This is a genomic window from Evansella vedderi, assembly GCF_030813435.1.
GTDB classification, from domain to species: domain Bacteria; phylum Bacillota; class Bacilli; order Bacillales; family Salisediminibacteriaceae; genus Evansella; species Evansella vedderi.
In genome coordinates this window covers 35,861-61,380 of record NZ_JAUSUG010000022.1, presented here as the reverse complement: position 1 = coordinate 61,380, position 25,520 = coordinate 35,861, and the positions used below count along the sequence as shown (strand labels likewise).

The following is a 25,520-nucleotide window of genomic DNA, read 5'->3' as shown; positions in this document are numbered from 1 at the left end:
GAGGTTTTTATGAATCGTAGTGAGACTATTCGTCAACTTATACAAGAATTAACTTTAGAAGAAAAAGCGGGGTTATGCTCTGGATTAAATTTTTGGCATACCAAACCAGTAGAACGATTAGGGATTCCTTCCGTCATGGTTACGGATGGACCACATGGTTTACGTAAACAAAAGCAAGGTGCCGATAATCTTGGTCTTTTTGACAGCGTTCCTGCAACGTGTTTTCCATCAGCAGCGGGATTAGCAGGATCTTGGGACAGAAACCTTATTAACAAAGTAGGGGTTGCCTTAGGGGAAGAGTGCCAAGCAGAAGATGTGGCGGTACTTCTTGGACCAGGTGCCAACATTAAACGTTCTCCATTATGTGGACGTAACTTTGAATATTTCTCTGAGGATCCTTACCTCTCATCGGAATTAGCAGCAAGTCACATTAATGGGGTACAAAGCCAAGGTGTCGGGACATCCTTAAAGCATTTTGCCGCAAACAATCAAGAGCACCGCAGAATGTCAACCGATGCAGTGGTAGATGAGCGGACGCTTCGGGAAATTTACCTTGCTAGCTTTGAAGGTGCTGTGAAAAAAGCACAACCGTGGACTGTAATGTGTTCCTATAACCAAGTAAATGGAGAATTTGCCTCCGAAAACAAAACATTATTAACGGATATTTTAAAAGAGCAGTGGGGACATGAAGGCTTCGTCGTTTCTGACTGGGGTGCTGTAAATGAACGGGCACATGCGCTAGAAGCTGGCTTGGAGTTGGAAATGCCTTCTAGTAATGGAGAAGGGGACAAGAAAATCGTCGAAGCAGTGAAAAACGGTAGTCTATCAGAAGAGGTCCTTAACGACGCAGTAGAAAGACTGTTAACAATCATTTTTAGATCAGTAGACGAGAAAAAGGAAAATGCAACGTATGACCAAGAAGCTCACCACGCCCTAGCTAGACAAGTGGCTAGTGAAAGCATGGTACTTCTCAAGAATGAAGAAGAAGTTCTTCCACTGAAAAAGGAAGGGAAGATTGCGGTACTTGGTGCTTTCGCTAAGCACTCTAGATATCAAGGTGGGGGAAGTTCTCACGTTGTTCCTACTAAACTAGATAATGTGTTTGAAGAAATGCAGAAATTGGCTGGTGAAGCGGATGTGTCCTATGGTGAAGGGTATAAGTTAGACTCGGACTACATCGATGAGCAACTTATTTTAGAAGCGAAAGACATTGCCATCCAGTCCGATGTAGCAGTAGTGTTTGTAGGACTTCCAGAGCGTTATGAATCAGAAGGCTACGACCGTACACACTTACACATTCCTGCGAATCATCAACGACTTATTGAAGCCGTTTCGGAAGTACAACCGAATGTGATTGTTGTTCTAAGTAATGGTGCCCCAATCGAGATGCCTTGGTTAGGAAATGTAAAAGGGTTGCTTGAAGCGTATTTAGGAGGACAAGCATTTGGTGGGGCCGTAGCTGATGTCCTATTCGGAGCAGTGAACCCATCTGGTAAATTGGCGGAAACCTTCCCGCAGAAACTAAGTCATAATCCGTCTCACCTTAACTTCCCAGGAGAAGGTGACAAAGTAGAGTACAAAGAAGGAATTTTCGTTGGTTATCGTTATTACGATACGAAGGAAATTGAACCGTTATTCCCGTTCGGCTATGGTTTAAGCTACACGACTTTTGACTATACCACTATTTCGGTGAATAAAAAGGAATTAACGGATGAAGAAACAGTGGATGTTCATGTAACGGTGAAAAACACTGGAAACATTGCTGGTAAAGAAGTGGTTCAACTTTATGTACGTGATGTGGAAACAAGCGTTATTCGACCTGCAAAAGAATTAAAAGGATTCGAAAAGGTTGCACTGGAACCAGGGGAAGAAACAATTGTTATGTTTACCCTCGATAAACGTGCCTTCGCATACTACAACGTCCAATTAAAAGATTGGCATGTGGAAACGGGAGAATTCGAGATTTTAGTAGGGAAATCATCTAAGGATATCGTGTTATCAGAAAAAGTGAAGGTACAATCTACTGTTTCCCTTCCAGTACGTTTCTCTAGAACATCAACGATGGGAGATATTATGGCACACCCTCATGCTGGGCCAGTATTACAAGAAGCACTTGCTGAAATTAGGAAAAATAGTCCAATGATGGAAGCCATGGAAGGGGAGCAATCAGAGATGTTGGTGGCAATGATGAAGTATATGCCACTTCGAACTCTCGTATCTTTCAACGAATCCTTCACAGAAGAAATGCTTTCGGATTTACTAGAAAAATTAGACGATGCCGTTTCACAAGTGGTAGCTAAATAACATGCTTGGATGCTCCAAATTAATAGATCCTAATTGATTTGGAGCTCCAATAAAAATGGAATTACTTGTCGTTTTTGTAATCTTCTAAATATTAAAGGAGGTTTTAACATGGGAGCAATTAGAAAAGAAGAGGTTGTGGATACACCATCAGGGGGCGGTACACCAACAGGAGCAAAAATAGGTTTTACAGAGAAAATGGGTTATGGTTTCGGTGATTTAGCAAGTAATCTTGTTTTTGCCGCAGTGTCTACTTTCCTTGTATTCTACTATACGGATGTTGCTGGTGCCTCAGCAGCAGCTGTTGGTACGATTATTTTACTATCAAGACTTTTAGATGGGTTCACAGATATTGGGATGGGGGCAATCGTTGATAAAACAAATTCCAAGCATGGAAAAGCAAGACCATGGTTGTTATGGTTGGCAATACCATATACGATCTCTGCCATCATGTTGTTCACTGTCCCTGATTTAGGTCCAGTGGGTATGTTGGTATATATTGCCATTACTTATAACTTAGTTCATATTATTTACACTGGTATTAATATTCCTTACGGTGTATTGAATGCACGAATGACACAAGACAGCTATCAACGAGCTACGTTAAATATTTTCCGGATGTTTTCCGCACTTATAGCGACAGTAATTGTCATTTTCTTCACCATTCCTCTTGTAGAAGCTTTTGGGGGAGGAAAAACGGGTTGGACGGTAACCTTCACTATTTTCGGTATTCTTGCAGGTATTCTGTTCCTTATAACCTTCTTAACGACGAAAGAACGTGTAACAGCTGTTAACGTGGATCAATCAAAAGTTCCGGTTAAGGATGGTGTTAAAGCTTTATTCAAGAATAAATACTGGGCAATGATGGTATTATTTGCACTGGTTTCTTACTCCGGTATGGGGCTAGGCGGAGGACTTGGCGTTTACTATGCACAGTATATTCTTGGAAATACAGCATTAGTTGGACCACTTGGCTTAGCTGGTTTGTTTCCAATAATGATCGGTTTACTATTTGTAGCACCTATTATAAAGAAATTCGGAAAACGTAATGCCATGATCTTTGGATTATTATTTGGATTGATTGGAACCGTTGTCATTATGATTGATCCATCAAACTTCACTTTAGTAATAGTGGGATCTATTATCCGTGGTCTGGGTGCGGTTCCTATGGCAGCTTCCTTCTTTGCTATGTTAGCGGATACAATTGAATATGGGGAATGGAAAACAGGCTTACGTACAGAAGGTTTAGTTTATAGCGCCGGAAGTTTTGGTACGAAAGTTGGAATGGGTCTTGGTGCAGCGATAATAGGTTGGTCCCTGTCACTCGGCGGCTATGTTGGAGGGGTAGCAGAGCAAACTGATGCTGCCATCGCTATGATTACCTTCTTGTTCGTTTGGGCACCAGCTATCATTGCATTATTACAACTGGCCATACTTAATTTCTATAAACTAGATAAAATGTATCCACAAATTTTAGCAGATCTACAAGCACGAAAAGAGTCCTAATTGACTGAGGAGAGGGTGTCAAAATAAATAGTTGAAATGCGAACGTTAAGTGGGTGGTTAAAATGTATAAACATCATGAAGAATCTTTAGAAATTATGATTGATTATTTTAAAAACAAATTTCCAGATCGGGATCACATCATTGCACTTGTCTTTGGTGGTTCTGTAGCGAAAGGAATAGAACGACCAGATTCTGATCTTGATGCTATGGTTATAGTAACACAAGAATATTTCGCAAAAAGAAAAAAGATGAATTCAACATCAGAAGTAATAGACGGTTTGTGCACCTATGAAGGTGGGTATTTTGATATTAAATATATGACAAAAGATTATATCAAGGCTGCCGCTGAAAAGGGAAGTGAACCTACTAGAAATTCCTTTATTGGCTCTCGAGTATTATTTAGTAAAGATTCGGAGATCGAGAACATAGTTAATGATATTCCTGTTTTTCAGATGTGGGAAAAGGAAGATAAACAGCTTTCTTTTTATAGTGCATTACAAATGAATTATATGTACTTTTGGAAGATGTGTGAACCAGAAGGATACATGAAAACCCATGTTGCTGCTGAAATTGTATATATGGTTTATCGATTGATTCTTCAGGAAAATCACATTCTATTTCCGTCAAATCGTAGACTGGAGGAAACAGTACAAAATATACCAAACAAGCCTGAAGGTATAGTAGAACTATGCAGGAAATTTTGTGAAACACAAGATAATGATACATGTGACCAGTTAGTTGATATTTTTACTAAGTGGACGAGTTATAAGATGCCTGAAGATATAAGCACAGTGACCACTAGGTATCAACTTGATTATGAACAATGGTGGATGACACCAAGACCGTTGATAAATGAATGGTAAGGGAAAATTACTAGAGACCTTCATGAAGGTAGTTGAAGAGTTATTTTGAATTTGTATATAAATGAGCTTAAAGATGTGCCCCAAAGGTGAATTCGGTCCATTTGGGGCATTCTCATTACTTCTTATCGAAACACATATTCCAAATAATTCCCGGGACCCCATTCCAAGTGGAGACCTTGATGTACTAATTCCGACCAAATTTTCTTGTCCAGTGAATAGGGTGATTTGTTTTGCAGGGCACTTAGTTCAGTCTCAGGTAGGCTTAATTGATAATACTGAAATTCCTTTTTGACGATGATCTCATAGTTAGACAGTTTCATGACAAATACTTTGTACTCTGGATCCCACTCTTGCAACTGCTGTTCCACTGTACTAGTGACATGCTTTAAATAATCCTCGTTGCTTACATTTTTGGACATCAGTCCGCGAATAAAACCTGTTGTGTTCATGGTAGTTCCTCCTTTTTTTCAAAAGGCATCAAGAGTAATGGAACGATAAAAAAGCTCTTTGTTGCAGGATGCAACAAAGAGCTTTCGCCGTTCGTTATCATCCAAAGCAATGCTTTGCTGGTAGGAGCACCTTACCGTTTGGCAGGTTGCTGTGAAGTCAGGGAGCCAGGACTCTCGTTCACTCTTGATAACCTTATGGAATTAAGAATAGTATAACATACATACAACATTTTTTACCAGTAACATTCTGGTGGTGACAGGGGGCCTTTTCCTATTTCCTTTGCAATCAACTCATACGAACGTAAACGGGACTCAAAGCTGTCAGTTATCGTAATAATCATTATTTCATCTGCTCCGTAGTTCTCTTTCATACTACGAAGTGATTTTACAACCTCTTGAGGATTACCAATCACCATGCTTTTTTTCATTGCGGCAAATTCATCCTTGTGAAGTTGGTCGTATTCTATCTCATTATCTTTAGGAAGCTGTTTTTTCCTAAGGTAACTGCGCCATGCGAGTTTTTCCGCTGCGTCTGTAGTCTCTCCGCAAAGGACGGAAACGGCCAATATGGCTTCTGGCTTCTCTTTCGACATTCTTCCTTGAAAGTTTTCAAGATACGTTTGTAGGATAGCCCTCCCATCGCTCTCACTCATAAATTGACCAAAGGCATAAGCAATTCCATTTTCAGCAGCTAGCTTTGCACTTTTTTCACTCGTTCCAAGTAACCATAGTTTTGGGGCGGTTTCAGGAACCGGCGTTGGCTTGATTTTTGAAAACATTTCTTCATGGGAAAAATCATGATGGATAAATTTAATAAGGGTTTTTAACGATTCCGGTAGGTGACGCACCTTCTCTAAGAAATTCCCGGAAAGGGCAATCGTCGCTTCTGCTGACCCACCAGGCGCCCGACCAATACCTAAATCCACGCGACCAGGGAATAAGGTTGCCAATAAATTATAAGTCTCCGCTACTCGATAAGGACTGTAATGTGGAAGCAGCACTGCCCCCGCTCCAATACGAATCGTGTTTGTTTGCCCACCAATGTAGCCGAGCATGACTTCAGGAGCTGGGCAAGCAAGGTCATCCATGCTGTGGTGCTCCGCAATCCAAAAGCGTGTATAGCCAAGGGCCTCTCCTGCCTGCGCTAGTTTCAAGGATTCATTTAGGGCTTGTTGCGCAGTTTTCCCGGGAGAAATGGGGGATTGGTCCAAAATGCTAAGCTTCATGGAAATATATCCTTTCTTTTCGTATTAATATCAACGATACCGCTCTTCTTTAAATGGATTCGCCGTCATAGAATAGCCCAACTCCTCCCAAAATCCCGCTTCATCTTCCTTCATAAATTGAATGCCAGTAGCCCATTTCGATCCCTTCCATAGGTAAAAGGAGGCAGGGGGGATAAATCTTAATGGATAGCCATGCTTTGGTGTTATCTCCGACCATTGTTCCTGATTTACATCCTTATAGCGATACACGAACAACGCATCATCCCCCATTAAATCCTTCAACGGTAAATTTGCTGAGTAACCAAATGGGTCCCCATTATAGTAACCGAATATTTTCACATAATGGACGTCCGGACGAAGTCTTACTTTGTTTACTAACTCTCGTAACGTAATCCCTTCAAACGCCATTCCAAATTTGGACCATGTCGTCACACAGTGCATGTCAATCGTAGAAATCGTTTTTGGTAAATCCATCACATCAGAGTAAGTAAACGTCTTCTCTTCTTCCACTTCCCCAAACAGTTTAAATCTCCATGTTTCTTCATTAAACTCATACACATCCCCTTGATGTAATACAGGCCATTTCTCTGTTTCAAATTGTCCTGGAGGTAATTTTGCCATTGTTTTTTTCCTTTCTATGTAAAAATAGTATTTGTATACTTATCTTAGTAAAAATGATACCGAGGGACAAGACCTGTCCCTCACCTTTCGCTGACCGGCTTCGTATTTTTATTTAATCTTAATATCATGTAACCTCCCACGATGAGGATGATCGAGCCAAGGATAGGCTGGAGATAAACGTGAACAAAATACATGAGATTTATTGAAATATACGGATCGATGATGGGAATGGCTACACGTACAAGGAAATAGTACATTCCCACGATCAACAAGGAGATACCTAAGCCTTTTGGAATTTGTTTGAACCATTTGTTATCTTCTGACTGCCCTTCTTTCAGCTGCATAACATCAAAGAAGCTGTATGTTGATCTTGCCCTTCTATTTCCCCGCTTGTGACTGGCAACGGGCCAAGCTCTTCCCCTCTACGTAGGAGAGTGATACTAATGTCAATCATACAGATGATCCAGACGATTAAAGAGATGACAAGTAAGACCATGGGATCTCTATATCCAAAAAGAAACGTTAGAAAAAACACGACTAGAAATGGTCCACCAAAAAATAATAAATAGAAAAAACCGGATATTTTTCTCCCTAAATAGATGTGTCCTAACCCTGAAATTAAAGAAAGGAATAAAGCTGTTATGGAGCTTTTTTTCATGAATAATGCCTCCTTAATTTATTGTTAACCTCGTTTCAAAAACGGTTTGATCCGTAGTACTTCGTGCTGTCACTGTTCCACCGTGGAGCTCGATAATATTTTTGGCAATGGCTAAACCTAAGCCAGCTCCACCTAAATGGTCCGCCCTTGATTTTTCACCGCGATAAAAGCGCTCGAAAACAAATGGTAGGTCTTGTGCCGCAATAGGCTGGCCATAATTAATGATCTCTACCACTGCTTCTTGCTTCTCTAGCTTCCATTTAATATCTACGTATTTTCCCTTTTGACCGTATTGGATCGCATTGGAAATTAAATTTTCATAGACTCGCGCGAGCTTATCTCCATCGGCAGTGACAATGATCTTTTCCGGAAAAGGATGCAACCGACATTGAACGCCTGCTTTATCTAGCATAGGGAAAGCCTCCGCTACCAATTGTTCCAGCAGTTGCCCCACATCCACCTTTTCTTCTTTAATAATCATCGTCCCGTGTAACGTTCTTGTGTATTCAAATAAATCTTCGATGAGTTTTTGGAGACGTTTGGCTTTGGAAAAAACAATATTCGTATAATGACGTAATTCTACTTCGTCTTTGTATTGATCCCGTTCAATAAGATCCATGTAACCAACAATAGAAGTTAGGGGTGTTCGTAAATCATGTGATACGCTCGTTATTAACTCCTGCTTTGCTTTGGCCGCCTTCCTTTCTTCTTCCATCGATTTGTCTAGCTTTTCAGTCATCGTATTAATTTGATTAGCTAACAAGCCTAGTTCATCATTTCGTGTTATGGGGATTCGATGGTCTAAATTACCGGAAGAAATCACATTTACCGAATGGATGATTCTTAGCAAATATTTCATTAAACTAGAAGTAAGAACAAAAAAGTAGAGCATAAAAAACATACCAGCTAATAGTAAAAGAAAGAGTATGCCAATAATTGGGAGATGAAAAACATACGAGATAATGGAGTAGAACGGGTCCATGCGATTTTCATAAATAATCATTGCTATAATCCATAAAGCAATTACTGTTAAAAGCGTTAATAGAATACTAAAACAAAAGTAGAGAAACATTTTCCAACGTATACTATCCAATGGACTATTTTTCAATTTTATAACCTACCCCCCACACCGTTTTAATGAGTTCCGTTTCATTGGCATGTGTTTTGAGCTTTTCACGAATTTTTCGGATATGCACCATGACGGTGTTCTTGGATTCAAAGTATTGTTCCTTCCACACCTTTTCGAAAATCTCTTCTGCACTAAACACCTTTCCAAGGTTACTGGCCATTAAATGAAGAATCATGAACTCTGTAGGTGTTAAAGTAATATCCTGCCCATCCATGGTCACTTGTCTAGTTCGCTTATTCACCATAAGCCCCCGAACATGGAGGGAATTTTCGTCTTCTACAGAAGGGTCCACTTTATTGAGTAGCAAGTAGCGCCGTAACTGAGATTTGACCCGAGCCACTAATTCCATGGGGTGAAATGGTTTCGTCACATAGTCATCGGCTCCTGTGCTAAGGCCGAGAATTTTATCCATTTCCTCTGATTTGGCACTTAACATAATAATCGGGATATTTCCTTTTTCCCGTATTCTCCTGCATACCTCTAATCCATCCATCTCAGGCATCATAATATCTAAAATCACCAACTTAAATGGAAAGGTCTCTAACATATGTAATGCTTCTCTACCATTTGCTGCTTTCATCACTTTATAACCTTCATTGTTTAAATAGATTCCAGCTAAATCGGCAATTTCTTTATCGTCGTCAACGATTAATAGGTGGTATGGGTTCATGTTTATCCTTCCTTCCAACATACTTCTTTCCGATTGTTTGTATAACGTCCATCGTAATGGATTTTGGAAACAATAACCTTATTCTCCATCATCATTAATACACCTGCAGTAATTTCTATATTTACACTATAAACAGGAAACCTTAAATAAATAGGAAACAAATTCTTAAGATTTTCTTAAGATTGAAGGGGAAACGCCGGAACCGTCCGGCCCAAAGTTCTAATAGTTAAATCTGCATAATTTAGTAAAGGAAATAAATCGTTATATTTACATCTACCCTCCCATAAAATATATAAATTTTAATGAGGCTGGGACATAACTAAGTTGTCTAAATGAAAATACGAACAATGCATTACTAAAGCGTAGGAAATATACGTAGACTCCTGCGGGAACAGAGGCAGAGGTGAGACCCCACAGTGCGTTAGCACGAGGAGGCTCACCAGCCGCCCGCGGAAAGCGAAGTATATTTCCGAAGCGATTAATATGCACCAACTATAATTATTTATATTTTGTTCGGATTTCTTAATTATAAAATACTTTTGTCCTAGCATCAGAAAGTTACAACTTCTTATATGGAAGAGGGATATTGTATGGATAATGTTAAAATTTTAATTTCCAATCCTGACTTTGAAATGGTGATGACTGATCACTTAGTATGGATTGTTTCTGCTTTAAATGCTAAGGAAATAAAGAATTATATTACAGGTTTTCGCGGTCATAGGAGAGATTTAGAGAATGCCCTTATCCATTTTGCTGACGATGCTTGTGTAATTAAAGTGGAAAAAGTGAATGGTCAACCCCAAATCATTCAAGGGTTTCGTAGTATTACATCCCAATATGAGCTTTATTATTTGATAGATTCCTTTGGGGATTTTGTATTAACGGACAGCTTTAGGAATGCCATTTCTCAATTAAACATAAAAGACCGAATAGAGTCCAAGGTAAGTTTCTATGATCATTTAATCTTTCCATTTTTGTTTAGTCATCATACTTATGTGGAGCGTATTAAGCGATTAGGGAAAGGAGAAGTAATGAAGTACAATGTGAAAAATAAAAGGTATACGACCCATATTGTGCAAAAACTTAATTTAACAAACAGTAACTTGAATGTTAAAGAAGCGATGATTAAATTAGATCAAGAACTACTGTCCGTTACAAACAATCTTATTAACGGGAAAAATTCAATCGCCAATTTATTATCTGGCGGTATTGATTCCACGTTAATACAAACCTTTTTGCCTTCTTATCTCCCCTCCGTTACCATAGGGATGGATTCAACGGAACTCGTATCTGAAATAGAAAATGCAAAAGAGGCTAGCTCCTTACTCCATACCAATCACCATGAATTTGTGTTAAAAGAAGAGGAGTATTTCAACTCCTTAGAGTCGACGATTGATGCATTAGGCTTCCCCCCTATTAATCCTCATCACGTACTATTTGACGCTATCTTTAAAGAAGCTCCATATACTACCTATATTTCAGGTAATAAAGCAGGATCATTGTTTGGGGAGAATCTGATTAAAGATGCTTATCTTATTAATAAGAAGAGAACTTCTTATCATCTATTAAAAGAGCTGCAAATGGATACGGAAAATCCTTCCGGTTATGCAGTGAGGAGGTTTTTAAACAGTCCCAATTTAGACATGGTAATGGATGTTCTGGGAGAGAATATTGTTCAAGAAAGAATGGTCAATCGGTTGAGCTATGTGAGGGATAGAATAATAGTAGACCAAAACGAGGAAAATAAACTCTTTGCTCATTGTGAACTTGGAAGTATGATTAACTATTTTTGTGGGGATGCAATGAGTATATGGCGCCAACTAGCCTATCTAAATAGGAAAACGATATATAGTCCGTTTGTTTCCCAAAGAATAGCAAGTATTTCCGTCGCAATTCCAGCTTCTAAACGTTATTTTTCTGAAGAAAAATGGGAAGCAAAGTATATATTGAAGGAGCTATTGAAACGAAAACTGCCATTATATAATAGGAATAAGAAAAAAGGGTTGGAAGAAATTTCGAAAGCCAAGTTTTGTCAAACTGTACCACTGCATGTGGTTAATCAAAAATATAATTTTCCGGAAATATTAGAAACAACCCATAGAAAATTAGTATTAAATCCAACGCTGGAAACAAACAATATTGTAACCGCTCTCATCACTTATGCCATATGGCAAAAACGTATATTAAAAAATCCGAATATCACTATTATTCCGGGGACTAAGGTACTCTAATGGATAGTGGGGACTGTCCACAAAAGGTGAAATAGAGTTGAACCGGTCTTGGGAAAAGGATAGGTTCACGTATAGTATGAAAAGCCAGTACAATAGGACTCCTGTACTGGCTTTGTAATTGAGGGGTCAGGCAGGCAATCTGGGCTTCGCCAGTAGGGTTCCCATAATAATATTGATCTCGAAAGAAATGATCCCAATCTATACACCCTTTTGAAAAATTTGGTACAATTAAATTAGAATTAGATTTCCGATTTATTAACGTCTAATCACTATCTTTTAGGTGGATATGGAGGTATTGATATTATGATCGAAAAGAAGCAACAAATCATTGTTGAGCATTTGGTCGAACATGTATCTCCGTTTTTCATTATATTGTTTGGTTCAACCGTAAAAGGAACCATGAAAAATAATAGTGATTTGGATATTGCATTCTTAAGTAACAAGAAGTTAGATAAATATCAATTATTTATGATTGCCCAAGAGCTTGCTACTAAACTTAATCGTGATGTAGATTTGATTGATTTGAATCAGGCCAGTACCGTTTTTTAAGCTCAATTTGAATTAATAACGCTCAAAATGTATACGAAATTGAACGAAGAACGTTTACCTATATTGAAAAATATAGATGAAAGTGGTTTTATCTATGAAAAATGATGTTATCTTAAATAAAGTAAGTATGATTGAACGGTGTATGAAACGAATAAATGAGGAATATGCCAATACACCATCAAATTTAAATAACTATACGACCCAAGACTCCATTGTTTTAAATTTATTACGAGCTTGTGAAGCTAGTATAGATATTGCTATGCATATTATTGCAGAGAAAAAGCTTGGTCTACCACAAACTAGTAGAGATGCATTTTCATTTTTAGAGGAAAACGGGATTCTCACGTCTGACCTTTCCAATAAAATGAAAGCAATGGTGGGATTTAGAAATATTGCCGTTCACGATTACCAAGAACTTAACCTTGTAATATTACAAAAGATTGTTGAAGATCATTTAGATGACTTCACTGAGTATACGAAAACAATTCTTGATTATTAACCTTTAAGGTGTGTAGTAGTTCGTTTTCTGACAAATAATACCCTTAGTTAATCAGTTGTGGGGAGTGATTGTATGGTAAACAATATTTATGCAGGGTTCTTGAGAAGGTTTTTTGCCTTTTTTGTTGACACGTTGTTCATTCTTTATCCATTGAATCTACTCAACCACCTTGTATTAGGATTGGGTGAGAAACAGGAGACAATCTGGTTTAACATCCCCATTTTAGTAATCTGGTCTTTGTATAGAATCATTTTACCTACAACCAAGCTTCAAGGTACCATTGGTAAAGCGATCTTCGGTATGAAAATTATAGACCATAAAGGTAATCAATTAACTCTAGCTAAATCCGTTGGAAGATATTTAGGTGAATTTCTTTCCCTCGTATTTTTTATTGGTTATCTGATGATCGCTTTTACAGAAAGAAAAACAGGTCTCCATGATAGACTGGCCAACACTTATGTAGTTTATAAGCAAAATGTGTTACATAGTTGACAGAGGGGAAAACTTGGTTGTCAAGAGGAGGACAAGGTCTATGAAAGTGAAACTGGAAAATATATTGGAAGGAATGGAGTTGCAATCAGAGGAGAATAATGCTTATCTAAATCTTGAAACAGGAGAAATCGTTTATGTCTCACGTGAAGCATTACTAATGGCGGAAGATGGGGAAGAATATGAACATTTACCCGATTGGCAGCAAGATGAAGTGCAGGTAGCGTATGATATAGTGGAAAACTTTGATAAGTATGACTCACTCCCTACGAGCTTTGATATTCATGAATACGACATGATGGAAAGGTTTTGTTATAGCCTCTCTGATCATCAAAAACAAGACATATTACTTCAGGCCATTAGGGGAAAGGGAGCATTTCGTAGATTTAAGGACAATGTCACTCGTTTAGGAATTGTGGAACAATGGTATGATTACCGTGATCTTTGTTATAAGGAAATAGCGAAGGAATTTTGTCAGAACAATAATATTGACTATGTAGAATAAATGCTAGTGAAGATAATTAACCTTTTTTTCATAAGGGGAGTTAATTCCATAAGGTCTAGCTTTTTAAAAAAATAATTACTCTATTAAAAGCGTCTGGACGAATCGAAAGCACTGAAAACTTTTCAGTGCTTTTCGTTTGCATTGTTACGCTTCTTCCAGGGCTCTAACAAGCAATGTCATCATACTGCATCAAAGTTTTTTCGTACAATTTTGAAAAACTAGGGAAAAGTATTGGGAAATTAGGTAGTTAGCTATTATAATAGGGATAACTGCATATTTGTATTTATATTATTTATTTAACATTTTTGTTAACGTTAACGGAAGTTGTAGTTATTATGCGGCAAAGGAGAGTATCCATGGAACAAAACAAGACAAATATTTCATCTAAAGACCGTATCATTGCCCATTATTCTTTTGATGATCCTGACAATGTGGGAAAAGACATTTCAGGTAGTGGTAATGATGCAACAGCAGAGGGGATAACAAAACCTACAGTAGAAACAGTTGGTGGGAGAACCGCTGTTACGCTTGCCGGTGGCAAAAATGGTACTTCTTATATGAAGCTTCCTTCTGGCTTTCTAAAGGATATTAACGATCTTACTGGTATTACCGTGAGTACATGGGTTTACTTGAGAAAAGGTACGAATGTATGGGAGAGAATTTTCGATTTCGGTAAAGATTTCAGAGGACCATATCTTTTCTTATCGCGGAATTTACGGGGCGTTTGTTTTTCAGGAGCAGATATTGTTGCTGATGCGGGAAGAACGTATTCTTCGGGAGAATGGATCCATGTGGCCATGTCCGTTACAGGAACGGAAGGCGGTACGTTAAGCAGTGCGGGGCCTGTTATTTATGTGAACGGTGAAGTAGTTGCTGATGGCTCTATCAGTCAGACTTCCAGTGGTACATATAAGAGACTTCGCAACTGGTTTGAAACATTCTCGGATTCGGCGGCTTACAGCAATAATTATATTGGAAGGTCACAACATGAGGTGGACGCGGATTTTAACGGTTCCCTATCTGACTTCCGTGTTTACAAAGCAGGTTTAACGCAAGATGAAGTTATCGAGGTGTTGTGTGAATCCCTTACAGATAAAGAAATTGTTCAACTTGCTAAAGACAAATATTTATCTTTTCCAATTACTATTGTATCGAAGGATCTTACGCTACCTTCTTCTCTCATGGGTGGAAAGGTTACTGTTTCTTGGAAGTCCAGCGATCAAGCATCGTTATCGGATGATGGGGTAGTAGGAGAGATTCAAACACCAAAAGGGGTAACACTAACGGCTACTTTAAGTAAAGGGAATGACACGACGGAAAGAGAATTTACAGTGACTGTACTTCCTGAGGGCGTTCCATCCCATCAATTAACGATTGACGGAAGCCAAGAGGTTTTAGATATTAGTAAGACGTTATATGGGCTATTTTATGAAGACATTAACAACGCAGCGGACGGTGGTATTTATGCGGAGCTTGTTCAAAACCGTTCCTTTGAATCGTTCGTATTCGATACCTATTCTCACGCTTCAGGGGAGTGTGGCTGCTCCACAGGAAGAAACCATCAACCATTGCATGCTTGGTTTGGAGATGTGGATAAAGTAACCGTAAAGAATACGGGAGGGTTGAATGAGTTTTATGGAATTTCCGACAAAGACGTCAATTCTCATTATATAACCGTACCGAATGGCAGCACGATCATAAACAAAGGATTTACCGATTCGAATCATCATTGTGCCATGAGTATTAAACAAGATGATAAATACGACTTTACCATATGGGCGAAAGCCGAATCGGCAGGTAGTATCACATTACAACTGCAAGATCAGGACGGCGAGCCGGTCAGTGATACTGTAACAGTCGAAGTAGAAGGCGGTAACACGTGGAAAAAATACGGCGTCGATTCAAAGATTGTATTAACCGCTTCCAAAACGGTCCTTGGTCAGTTAGCTTTAACCTTTGATGGGGACACTTCCATCGACATGGTTTCTCTAATGCCACAAGACGTATGGGGCGCAGGTGAAGAAGAAGGGTCACCATCGGCACATGCCAATTATAAAGGGAATCCCAACTATCGCTTAAGAAAAGATTTAGTGAATGCACTTGTTGACTTGCACCCGACATTTTTCCGTTTCCCTGGTGGATGTATTTCAGAAGGCTCCTTTATTTGGGATAACGTCTATGAATGGAAAGACTCTGTTGGAGATATGGAAATACGTAAAGAAAACTTTAATGTATGGGGTTACATGATGACCATGGGGTTAGGTTATATGGAATATTTTCAATTAGCCGAAGACCTGAATGCGACGCCGCTACCTGTCATGGCTTGTGGGGTACTCTGCCAGGCCCGTTCCGACTATGTTCATCCGGCAGGCGGCGAGCTGAGAGATTATTATGTGAAGAGCTTTACTGATTTAATTGATTTTGCTATCAGCACCGACTTTGAAAACAATGAGTGGGCTGCTTTACGTAAACAGATGGGGCATGAAGCGCCGTTCGACTTACACTATTTAGGTGTTGGTAATGAAAACTGGGGCACAGAGTTCTTCGCAAACTTTGAATACTTCAAAGCTAAAATTGATGAGTATATGGACAAGCATTATCCGGGTTATGAAATGCACATTATCTCCACTGTTGGTGCACAAGCAGACGATATTGCTTATCAAGAAGGCTGGAAGTTCTTAAGTGGTAATTTAACAGGAGAAGCAACCGTAAAGTTTACGGACGGTAAGACAGTTACGGAGGAGACGGTCACTTGGTATGAAAAACAACCGAACTACATGGATACCATTGCTGACGAGCATTATTACCGCTCCAACGAGTATTTGTTAAACAATGTGGACAGATACAACTATTACTACAGAGCCTATCAGCCAGACGGCAGCCTGAATGAAAGGGAGACTTCGAAAGTTTTCGTTGGAGAATTTGCCTCCACAGATAAGAACACATTAGCTGGCGCTATTGCGGAAGCTGCTATTATGACCGGTTATGAAAAAAATTCTGATGTGGTGAGGTTAGCTGCCTATGCCCCGTTATTTAATAAAGTATTGACGGATGGAACGTATCGATGGACGCCGGATTTAATTTGGTTTGACGATGAAACGGTTTGGTTCACACCAAATTACTATGTACAGCGACTTTTCGGGAAATACCTTGGCACTAAGTTACTTGGTACTTCCTTCTCGGCTTACAAAAACGGAAATCTGACAGCGTTCACTCCACGAGGTGGAATTGAAATCGCTGCGGGCAATGCAGAAATTCATGTGAAGCATGTGAAAGTGATGGATAATATAAGTGACGAGGTCCTACTTGAACAAGACTTTACAAAGGAACTAAATCCTGCATGGGAAGTGATCCCAGGCTCGACAGGATACACTATTGATCCTGAAAAAGGTCTCGTGTTACAAGCGCAGGACGGAGGACGGAACGGTCTATATATCCTAAACGAAAGCTGGACGAACTATCGGGTTGAGGTAAATGCCACAAAAGTATCGGGCGACGATGGTATTTATGTAGGCGTGGGCTTGACAGATATTTCACCAGAGAAAAAGAATGTTCATGAATACGCCATTGGATATAACGGAAACGCCACGGCTGTAAAAGTTTACAAGGATGGCATTGAAGGATACACATTAGGTGACTATTCATCCAGTACAGCAGCCGGTAACTTACGATCAAGCATGTATGAAGAGTTGGAAAACGGTACTCTTTACACTATTTCTGTTAATTACGGTGGAGAAACTGGAGACCGACTCATCTGCTCTTACACAGATGGTACATTTACAAGCAAGGTGTTGGATTACAAATTAGAAGTATATAACCGTGACATTTTCAACTCTGTTACGAAAGACGATAATCACGTGTATGTTAAGCTTGTTAATGCTGATGCCTTTGATAAACCAACGAAAATCTCTTTGAAGGATTTCAACGTAGCAGCAGAAGGTAAATTCATTACCGTTACTGGGGATGAATCCCTTGTTCATACACCAAACGTCAACAAGAAGAACGCTGAATTGGTAGTACCTACTGAAGGGGAAATCAAACTGGATAATAACTGTGCAGTTGTGACTTTATCCGCAAATTCAGTAAATATTATTGTATTAAATATAGAATAAAAAGAAGGCCTGACCCCTGATGCAGTATTATTGTACTGGGGGTCAGGCGCATTTTTTATCCCTAAATACTACTATTACCATCATTTTTATCGTAAATTAATATTTTAATCTATTAAAAATTCTGATAAACTATGATTATGTGTATCTTTGATCATAAAAGATGTGTGATTGGGTTGCGAATTGGCTTTTTGTATTTCCTAAGGGAGCACCTATATCCTATCTTCAAATCTTAGTCTAAGAGGTTGGTAAAAATGAGCAACAGAGAAACGAAAACAGACGTTATTCTAATTGGTGCCGGAGTCATGAGCGCGACTTTGGGATCATTACTGAAAGAGTTAGTACCAGAATGGGAAATAAAAGTGTTTGAGAAGCTCGCAAACGCCGGAGAGGAAAGCTCTAATGAATGGAATAATGCTGGAACCGGGCATGCGGCACTTTGTGAACTTAACTACACAGTTGAGAAACAGGATGGATCTATAGATATTAGTAAAGCTATAAACATTAATGAACAATTTCAGGTATCCATGCAATTTTGGTCTTACCTTGTAAACAGCAATCTGATTCGTAATCCGCAGGACTTTATCATGCCAATACCTCATATGAGTTTTGTACAAGGGGAAAAGAATATAACGTTTTTGCAGAATCGTTTTAAAGCGTTATCCAATAACCCCCTGTTCAAAGGGATGGAGTATTCCGATAATCCTGAGAAACTAAAGGAATGGATCCCCCTTATCATGGAAGGGCGTACATCGAATGAACCAATAGCCGCAACAAAAATTGACTCTGGTACGGATGTTAACTTTGGTGCTTTAACACGCATGTTATTTGATCATTTAAAAGATAACAACGTAGAGATAAACTATAAGCATAGTGTTGAGGATATAAAACGTACAGAGGACGGTTCATGGGAAGTGAAAGTACGGAATCTTGATAGCGGTACTGTGGAACGCCAGACTGCAAAATTCGTCTTTATCGGAAGCGGGGGAGGAAGCCTCCATTTACTGCAAAAATCCGGTATTCCTGAGTCCAAACATATTGGAGGATTCCCTGTAAGCGGGCTATTTATGGTATGTAACAATCCGTTTGTTGTTGAGAAGCATCATGCAAAAGTGTACGGTAAAGCTAAAGTTGGTGCTCCTCCAATGTCTGTTCCTCATCTCGACACTAGATTTATCGATAATAAAAAATCGTTACTATTTGGACCATTTGCCGGTTTCTCACCAAAGTTTTTAAAGTATGGTTCCATGTTTGATTTATTAACTTCCATCAAGCCGAATAATGTTTTGACAATGCTTGCAGCAGGTGCAAAAGAGATGTCATTGACGAAATACTTGATCCAGCAAGTGATGTTAACGAAGGAACAGCGCATGGAAGAGTTGCGTGAGTTTATCCCGGATGCGAAAAGCGAAGATTGGGATTTAGTAGTAGCAGGTCAACGTGTACAAGTAATCAAAGATACGGAGGCGGGCAAAGGAACCCTTCAATTTGGTACGGAAGTAATTACTGCTGCCGATGGCTCCATCGCAGCCTTATTAGGCGCATCACCAGGTGCTTCTACTGCCGTTCATGTTATGCTTGAGGTAATCAAAAAATCCTTCCCACAACATATGGAAGAGTGGGAACCGAAAATCAAGGAAATGATTCCTTCATACGGCGTGTCACTAATGGAGAACCCGGAGCTCCTGCAAGAAATTCACACTTCAACAGCCGAAACCCTCGGCCTAAAGGAAAAAGAATTAGTCTTCACTTAATACATTAAATGGTAGAACCTTTGATCCCACCGTAGATCAAAGGTTCTTTTTTATAGGCGGCTATCATGCAAACTTTGTTACTTTTTTATTTCTTTGTATTAAATCAATTTCATCATTCAGTTTCTTACAAAGACAACAAATTTAGAATAATATTTAATTAAATTTACGCGTTTCATAAAAACTTTATGAGACAGGTAAGAGGCGCATCCATTACGCTACGCGTTTCATGAAAGCTTTATGAAACAGGAAAGAGGCACTTCCGCATCGTTACGTGTTTTATAAAAGCTTTATGGAACAGGTAAGCGGCGCCTCCATTACGTTACGCGTTTCATAAAAGCTTAATGGTACAGGTAAGAGGCACTTCCGCTTCGTTACGCGTTTCATGAAAGCTTTATGAGACAAATAGAAGAGGAGTAATCAGACATTAGGGGAGGTACTCCTTTTTTATACTTTAAACCCCTTGGTATAGAAGGGCCTAAATTTATGAAAATTCATTCATCTAATTTATATCTTGCAATTAACTTATTTTTTTAGTAATATCGTTTCATAGCTAACGATTTTGAAAATTAAGAGGGGCTGGTTGCTATACATTCATTTAATGATGACGGAGAGCTACTACAAGAAGAGAAAGATACAATCAACCGTCTGTCTAAAATGCCTTTGGATTCTCTTCATTTAGATGCTGTTTCTGTTGTAACGAATATCTATCGAGTTGCACAAGGGTTGAGAAATAAAATGGAACGGGAAGTTCTTTCGACACACGGACTTTCGTGGACCTCCTTTTCGATCCTTTATGATTTATGGATATGGGAATCCGTAGAAACAAAAAAACTGGCAGAGTTAACCGCCGTATCCAAAGCTACCATTAGTAACATTACAAAAACGCTGGAGAGAAAAGAATTTTGTTATCGAAAAACGGACATTAGGGACAGAAGAATAACCTATGTAACGATTACAGATAAAGGCAAAGAAATAATGGAAGAGCTCTACCCACAATTTCATAAAGGAGAAATTGAAATTGTCTCCAGCTTAACTGTAGAGGAGCAAAAAAACGTCTCCGAAATATTAAGGCGAGTAATACGAGAAAATAAGTTTTAACATAAATAATCTACTAATTAAATTCCCACCATGGGGAATGAAAATACAAGTTTTTATTGCAGTTGGCGTGAGCGGAAGCCCCGAGACTCCCGCGGAAAGGGAGTGGGCTGCAGTGAATACCAACACAGTATTTGTATTTTCAGGTTAAAATTATAAATAAATAATAGTAAAGCGATGACAGGAAAATCAGTAGGACTTACCTCCCTGTATACAGAGAGTCGATGGTTGGTGTGAATCGATACAAAGGTAATACGAATTACATTCCTAGAGCTTTGTTATGCAATCAATGAGTGGAAGACCATAATCTTCAAAAAGGGTGGTACCGCGTGAAAATCACGTCCCTTTGATAAGAATATGGTTTTTTAATTTTTATATAGGGGGTAATGTAGATGGAAAGCGTATGGAAGAAGCTAACAGAAGAACAAAATAAAGAAGTAAAAAGGCAAATGGCGACTTACACGCAAGGTGCCCAAGAAATCATTCCTACGGAAGAATTAGAAGTAAAAGTAGCGAAATCAGTAATGGAAAAGAAGCCGTTAAAAATAAAATTAGGACTAGATCCTTCCGCACCTGACGTGCACCTTGGTCATACCGTTGTATTAAACAAGCTGCGGCAATTTCAGGATAACGGTCATATCATTCAATTGCTAATTGGAGACTTTACTGGGAAGATTGGAGATCCGACTGGGAAGTCTGTCGCTAGGAAACAATTAACGGATGAGGAAGTAAAACATAATGCGAAGACGTACTTTGAGCAATTTGGCAAAGTTATGGACATGGATAAAGTAGAGCTTCACTTTAACTCAAAGTGGCTGTCGAAATTAAATTTTGAAGATGTCATCCAGTTGGCCGGCAAAATAACCGTAGCAAGACTAATGGAAAGAGATGATTTTGAAGAGCGGATTGCCCTTGGAAAACCAATATCCTTGCATGAATTCTTCTACCCTTTAATGCAAGGATACGATTCCGTTGTATTAGAGTCGGATATTGAACTTGGTGGAACGGACCAACATTTTAATATTCTAATGGGTAGACATTTTCAAGAGAAGTTCGGCAAAGAAAAGCAAGTGGCCATGCTAATGCCGTTATTAGAAGGTCTTGACGGTGTAGAAAAAATGTCAAAATCAAAGAAAAACTACATTGGTATTGATGAAAGTCCTCAAGAGATGTACGGGAAAGCCATGTCTATTCCAGATGAGTTAATGGTTAAATACTTCGAATTAATAACAGACTTGTCTCCTGAACAACTGACAAAAATAAAAGACGACTTAGCATCCGGTGAATTACATCCAAGAGATGCAAAAATGTTTTTAGGGAAGACGATTGTTCGTATGTACCATGGAGAGGAAGCTGCAGAAAAGGCTGAAAAACAATTTATCTCTGTTTTTCAAAAAGGAACCATGCCTGAAGAAATTCCTGTGGTTCAATGGGAAGGAGATGCGAAAGTACCGGTCATCGACTTATTAGTAGGATTAAAACTATTGAACTCCAAAAGTGAAGCACGTAGAATGATTGAAAATAAAGGTGTCAAAATAGATGGGGAAAAGGTAGAAGACATGCAACACCTAGTTACTATGAAGAAGGATTTAATCATCCAAGTTGGAAAGCGTAAGTTCCTAAGAATAAATATTTAAATTGAAAGAGGGTGAACTCAAAAGGTTAGTTCTAAAACCTATTGAGTCACCCTCGAATTATTATTAGAGTAAATACATTGAGGATATTATATATACCATTTAATATAGAAGAGTACGGTAATACATAAGGTTTTTTAGTAGAATGAATGTTAAGAAGACAGGAGGTTCTTACATGAATATACTGATAGGCGTTAGCGCCATCATTTGTATTTTCGCCCTTGCTGCAACTATTTTCATTGGATTAAAACCTAATGACAAAGATTATGTAAAAACAACGAAGAGCCGCATGACATTATTAACCCTGTTATATATTATTACGTTTGTCCCTGCACTCATTTTCGTCATTGTTTACTTTTTCTTTAGGTAATTAATTTATATTTTTGAAAAACAAAGCCGTTAAGGCCAACTTATGTTACTCTAATTATTAGAATAGTAATATGAGGTGGGGAGTACGATGAATGTTCAACTTCTGCAAGAACTAATGGAAATAACGGAGGAAGAGCAAAATATTCTGCAGCAAAAGAAGGAAGTTGTGAAGGATTTATATACGACTCAAACCCATTTCATTATCGAAAGGGATAAGTTTTTAAGCAATGAAAAAAAGATCGTTGCAAGAAAACATACTAGGTTTGTTGACTTTCCAAAGCATAAGCATGACTACATCGAGATTAATTACGTTCTAAACGGTCAGTTAAAGCAGCGGGTCGGGGATGAGGAGATTACCTTAAAACAGGGGGAATTATTATTTTTAAATCAGCACATTGAGCACGAAATAGACGCTTGTGCTGAGGAGGACATTATTCTAAACTTTATCGTTCACCCAGATTTTTTGAAATTCATCTTTTCCTTTCTTTCCTCGGAAAATATGGTGAGTGATTTCCTGTTAAATAGCTTGTACAACAATACGCATAATGGAGAATATTTGTATTTCAAGGTTTCTGAAGTAACGGAAATTCAAGATATTTTGGAAAAAATGATTGTGGAACTGTTCCACCACACCCTTCTCTCCGATTCGACGGTGAAGTTATATATGGGACTTCTCATCGTACAGTTGATTAAGCATTCCGAAAAGCTAGTGCAAAAAAAGGATATTCCCTTTGAACGGAATTTAGTGATACAAAGTTTAAAGTATATAGATGAAAACTACCAACATGCTTCCTTAAATGAGCTGGCAAAGCAGTGGAATCAACCCCTATATGCCGTGAGCAAAAGCATCAAAAAAGCAACAAACCAAACCTTTAAAGAACTCCTTCAGGAAAAAAGGCTCACCAAAGCAAAAGAACTATTGGAAACCACAGACCTCCCCATTGGAGAAGTGGTAGATCATGTTGGTTACGACAATATCAGTTATTTTTATCGTATTTTCAAAGAAAAATTTGGACAAACACCAAAGCAATTAAGACACGCAAATATGAAATAAAGGAAACAATCCATTGACTTCATTCAAGCGAAAAGCTACGAATGGAGTCTTTTTTATATTAAGGTAGACCCATTTGCAAATTGAAATTCGCACCATAGAGAATGAAAATAGCATTTTTATATGGAGGAATGAGCGAAGGTCCGTGAGACTCCTGTGGGAGAATGATCAAGACGAGACCCCGCAACGACGAAGTCGTGAGGAGGCTTGTCAGATCACCCACGGAAAGCGAACGGACCGTAGCGAATGACAACCAAATTAGTACTCTCATGAATCTATCACACTGATTGCTTTTTGCAAATAAGGATAATAAATAAGTAAATTAAGATATATTTTTACCAGTAATCCTTCGTTATTATAAATGTAAGTAAGCGTTTTCGAGGAAGGTGAGAAAATGAGCAAATCTAGTATAGCAGTCGATATAGGGGCATCCAGCGGAAGACTGATCCACGGCTATGTGGAGGAAGGGAAATTAAAGCTACAGGAAATCCATCGGTTCGAAAACAAAATCGTCCACAATGGAGAAAACTTTTGCTGGGAGATAGATAAGCTTTTTGACGAAATCAAAAACGGACTAAAGAAATGTCATGAACTAGGTATTCAACCGGACAGTATCGGTATTGATACGTGGGCCGTGGACTTTGTATTACTTGATGAAAATGACCATTTATTAACGGATGCAGTGGCGTATCGCGATCCAAGAACAGATGGGATGATGGAAGAAGTCTTCCAAACTATCTCCAAGGAACGTCTGTATTTGGAGACGGGTATTCAGTTTCAAAAGTTTAATACCATTTATCAGCTTTATTCCATAAAGAAAAACAATCCAGAAATACTAGAGAAAGCAAAAACATTTTTAATGATCCCAGATTATCTTAACTACTTACTAACTGGTGTTAAAGCAAATGAGTATACGAATGCCACATCTACCCAGCTAGTAAATGCTTTTACGAAAAAATGGGATCATCAATTACTGGATCATTTAGGAATCAACAAAGGCATGTTTCAGGATATTAAGCTGCCAAAAACAGTGTTAGGTGGCTTGAAACAAGAAATTGTGAATGAGCTAGGCTTTGATTTAGATGTAATCCTTCCTGCTACACATGATACGGGATCTGCAGTTGTTTCCGTACCGGAAACGGAGGGGACCATCTATTTAAGCTCCGGTACGTGGTCACTCATTGGGGTAGAGAATCATTTTCCTATTTGTATAATGAAAGCGCTAGATTATAATTTTACGAATGAAGGCGGTATCGACTACCGCTACCGTTTTTTGAAAAATATTATGGGTCTTTGGATGATTCAAGAAGTGAAGCGGAACCTGGGCGATCAGTACTCCTTTGCTCAGTTGGTGGATCTCGCCCGTGAGGCTGACGGCTTTACCTCCACCGTTAATGTGGACGATGAGAGGTTCTTGAAACCTGATAATATGATGGAGGCCATTCAACAATATTGCAGTGAAACATCTCAGGAGATTCCACAAACTGCTGGTGAAATGGCCAAATGTATTTTTGACAGTTTAGTCATAAGCTATCAATCTGCCATTGATCAAATTGAAGAAATCTATGAGCAAAATTTTGATCGGGTAAACGTGATCGGTGGTGGGTGCCAAAATGAATTGTTAAACCAACTTATTGCCGAGAAAACGAAGAAAGACGTTTATGCAGGACCAGTGGAGGCAACGGCCATTGGAAATGTCGCAGCCCAGCTTATAGCTTTAAATGAATTAAAGGATATTAATGAAGCACGAACAATGATTAAGGATTCCTTTGAGGTTAAAAAATATACTAGTTTAATAGAGGAGAGATAAGG

General features: G+C 38.7%; 21 protein-coding genes, 1 pseudogene, 1 riboswitch and 1 other annotated feature. Of the genes and pseudogenes, 15 read left to right on the top strand and 7 right to left on the bottom strand.

Annotation, left to right across the window (positions count from 1 at the left end; translation table 11 throughout):
* Positions 1 to 9: 9 nt before the first annotated feature.
* From J2S74_RS21960 to J2S74_RS21950, 3 genes are all read left to right on the top strand, one after another.
* Entirely contained in the window at positions 10 to 2,304 is a 2,295-nt protein-coding gene (locus J2S74_RS21960; RefSeq protein WP_307330166.1) for a beta-glucosidase family protein, read from the top strand.
* Positions 2,305 to 2,412: 108 nt separating this feature from the next.
* On the top strand, positions 2,413 to 3,807 hold the full coding sequence (locus J2S74_RS21955) for an MFS transporter (protein ID WP_307330164.1): 1,395 nt from the start codon (positions 2,413 to 2,415) through the stop codon (positions 3,805 to 3,807).
* A gap of 62 nt (positions 3,808 to 3,869) precedes the next feature.
* Entirely contained in the window at positions 3,870 to 4,670 is an 801-nt protein-coding gene (locus tag J2S74_RS21950) for a nucleotidyltransferase domain-containing protein (RefSeq protein ID WP_307330162.1), read from the top strand.
* Between the two features lie 122 nt (positions 4,671 to 4,792).
* On the opposite strand, the gene J2S74_RS21945 is transcribed toward J2S74_RS21950, so the two are convergent.
* From J2S74_RS21945 to J2S74_RS21915, 7 genes are all read right to left on the bottom strand, one after another.
* Positions 4,793 to 5,119, bottom strand: coding sequence for a hypothetical protein (locus tag J2S74_RS21945; RefSeq protein WP_307330161.1), 327 nt, complete (start codon positions 5,117 to 5,119; stop codon positions 4,793 to 4,795).
* 91 nt (positions 5,120 to 5,210) lie between these two features.
* Positions 5,211 to 5,313: riboswitch (SAM riboswitch) on the bottom strand.
* Between the two features lie 39 nt (positions 5,314 to 5,352).
* Positions 5,353 to 6,345, bottom strand: a complete 993-nt coding sequence (locus J2S74_RS21940; protein WP_307330158.1) for an LLM class flavin-dependent oxidoreductase — start codon at positions 6,343 to 6,345, stop codon at positions 5,353 to 5,355.
* 30 nt (positions 6,346 to 6,375) lie between these two features.
* On the bottom strand, positions 6,376 to 6,966 hold the full coding sequence (locus J2S74_RS21935) for a molybdopterin-dependent oxidoreductase (protein WP_307330156.1): 591 nt from the start codon (positions 6,964 to 6,966) through the stop codon (positions 6,376 to 6,378).
* Between the two features lie 80 nt (positions 6,967 to 7,046).
* Positions 7,047 to 7,310 (bottom strand): hypothetical protein, encoded by a 264-nt coding sequence (locus J2S74_RS21930; RefSeq protein ID WP_307330154.1) that lies wholly within the window; start codon positions 7,308 to 7,310, stop codon positions 7,047 to 7,049.
* Positions 7,301 to 7,624 carry an NINE protein gene (locus J2S74_RS21925; protein ID WP_307330151.1) on the bottom strand — a complete coding sequence of 108 codons (324 nt, stop codon included), beginning with the start codon at positions 7,622 to 7,624 and terminating at the stop codon, positions 7,301 to 7,303. Before J2S74_RS21925 ends, J2S74_RS21930 begins: the two co-directional genes overlap by 10 nt.
* A 13-nt stretch (positions 7,625 to 7,637) precedes the next feature.
* Positions 7,638 to 8,732, bottom strand: coding sequence for a sensor histidine kinase (locus J2S74_RS21920; protein WP_307330148.1), 1,095 nt, complete (start codon positions 8,730 to 8,732; stop codon positions 7,638 to 7,640).
* Positions 8,722 to 9,423, bottom strand: a complete 702-nt coding sequence (locus tag J2S74_RS21915; protein ID WP_307330146.1) for a response regulator transcription factor — start codon at positions 9,421 to 9,423, stop codon at positions 8,722 to 8,724. The genes J2S74_RS21920 and J2S74_RS21915 overlap by 11 nt, the downstream gene beginning before the upstream one ends.
* Positions 9,424 to 10,013: 590 nt before the next feature.
* Here J2S74_RS21915 and J2S74_RS21910 point away from each other — a divergent pair.
* The 12 genes and pseudogenes from J2S74_RS21910 to rhaB all read left to right on the top strand — a co-directional run bounded on the left by J2S74_RS21910 (position 10,014) and on the right by rhaB (position 25,518).
* Positions 10,014 to 11,654, top strand: coding sequence for an asparagine synthase-related protein (locus J2S74_RS21910; protein ID WP_307330142.1), 1,641 nt, complete (start codon positions 10,014 to 10,016; stop codon positions 11,652 to 11,654).
* A gap of 300 nt (positions 11,655 to 11,954) precedes the next feature.
* Positions 11,955 to 12,308 (top strand): annotated as a pseudogene (gene mntA, locus J2S74_RS21905) (type VII toxin-antitoxin system MntA family adenylyltransferase antitoxin).
* Positions 12,298 to 12,702, top strand: coding sequence for a type VII toxin-antitoxin system HepT family RNase toxin (hepT, locus tag J2S74_RS21900; RefSeq protein ID WP_307330231.1), 405 nt, complete (start codon positions 12,298 to 12,300; stop codon positions 12,700 to 12,702). The pseudogene mntA and the gene hepT overlap by 11 nt, the downstream one beginning before the upstream one ends.
* A gap of 72 nt (positions 12,703 to 12,774) precedes the next feature.
* Positions 12,775 to 13,194: an RDD family protein gene (locus tag J2S74_RS21895; protein WP_307330139.1), complete on the top strand. Its 420-nt coding sequence runs from the start codon at positions 12,775 to 12,777 to the stop codon at positions 13,192 to 13,194.
* A gap of 40 nt (positions 13,195 to 13,234) precedes the next feature.
* A complete protein-coding gene (locus J2S74_RS21890) occupies positions 13,235 to 13,696 on the top strand; it encodes a UPF0158 family protein (RefSeq protein WP_307330137.1) in 462 nt (153 codons plus the stop codon).
* A gap of 356 nt (positions 13,697 to 14,052) precedes the next feature.
* Positions 14,053 to 17,808 carry an alpha-L-arabinofuranosidase family protein gene (locus tag J2S74_RS21885; protein ID WP_307330134.1) on the top strand — a complete coding sequence of 1,252 codons (3,756 nt, stop codon included), beginning with the start codon at positions 14,053 to 14,055 and terminating at the stop codon, positions 17,806 to 17,808.
* A gap of 251 nt (positions 17,809 to 18,059) precedes the next feature.
* A complete protein-coding gene (locus J2S74_RS21880; protein WP_307330132.1) occupies positions 18,060 to 19,559 on the top strand; it encodes a malate:quinone oxidoreductase in 1,500 nt (499 codons plus the stop codon).
* 654 nt (positions 19,560 to 20,213) lie between these two features.
* Positions 20,214 to 20,657 (top strand): MarR family transcriptional regulator, encoded by a 444-nt coding sequence (locus tag J2S74_RS21875; RefSeq protein ID WP_307330129.1) that lies wholly within the window; start codon positions 20,214 to 20,216, stop codon positions 20,655 to 20,657.
* 165 nt (positions 20,658 to 20,822) lie between these two features.
* Positions 20,823 to 21,003: a binding site (T-box leader), on the top strand.
* A gap of 43 nt (positions 21,004 to 21,046) precedes the next feature.
* Positions 21,047 to 22,291: a tyrosine--tRNA ligase gene (gene tyrS / locus J2S74_RS21870; RefSeq protein WP_307330126.1), complete on the top strand. Its 1,245-nt coding sequence runs from the start codon at positions 21,047 to 21,049 to the stop codon at positions 22,289 to 22,291.
* Between the two features lie 172 nt (positions 22,292 to 22,463).
* Positions 22,464 to 22,658: a hypothetical protein gene (locus tag J2S74_RS21865; RefSeq protein WP_307330123.1), complete on the top strand. Its 195-nt coding sequence runs from the start codon at positions 22,464 to 22,466 to the stop codon at positions 22,656 to 22,658.
* Positions 22,659 to 22,745: 87 nt separating this feature from the next.
* Complete coding sequence (locus J2S74_RS21860) at positions 22,746 to 23,711, top strand: AraC family transcriptional regulator (RefSeq protein WP_307330120.1); 966 nt, start codon at positions 22,746 to 22,748, stop codon at positions 23,709 to 23,711.
* 391 nt (positions 23,712 to 24,102) lie between these two features.
* Positions 24,103 to 25,518 carry a rhamnulokinase gene (gene rhaB / locus J2S74_RS21855; protein ID WP_307330115.1) on the top strand — a complete coding sequence of 472 codons (1,416 nt, stop codon included), beginning with the start codon at positions 24,103 to 24,105 and terminating at the stop codon, positions 25,516 to 25,518.
* Positions 25,519 to 25,520: the final 2 nt, after the last annotated feature.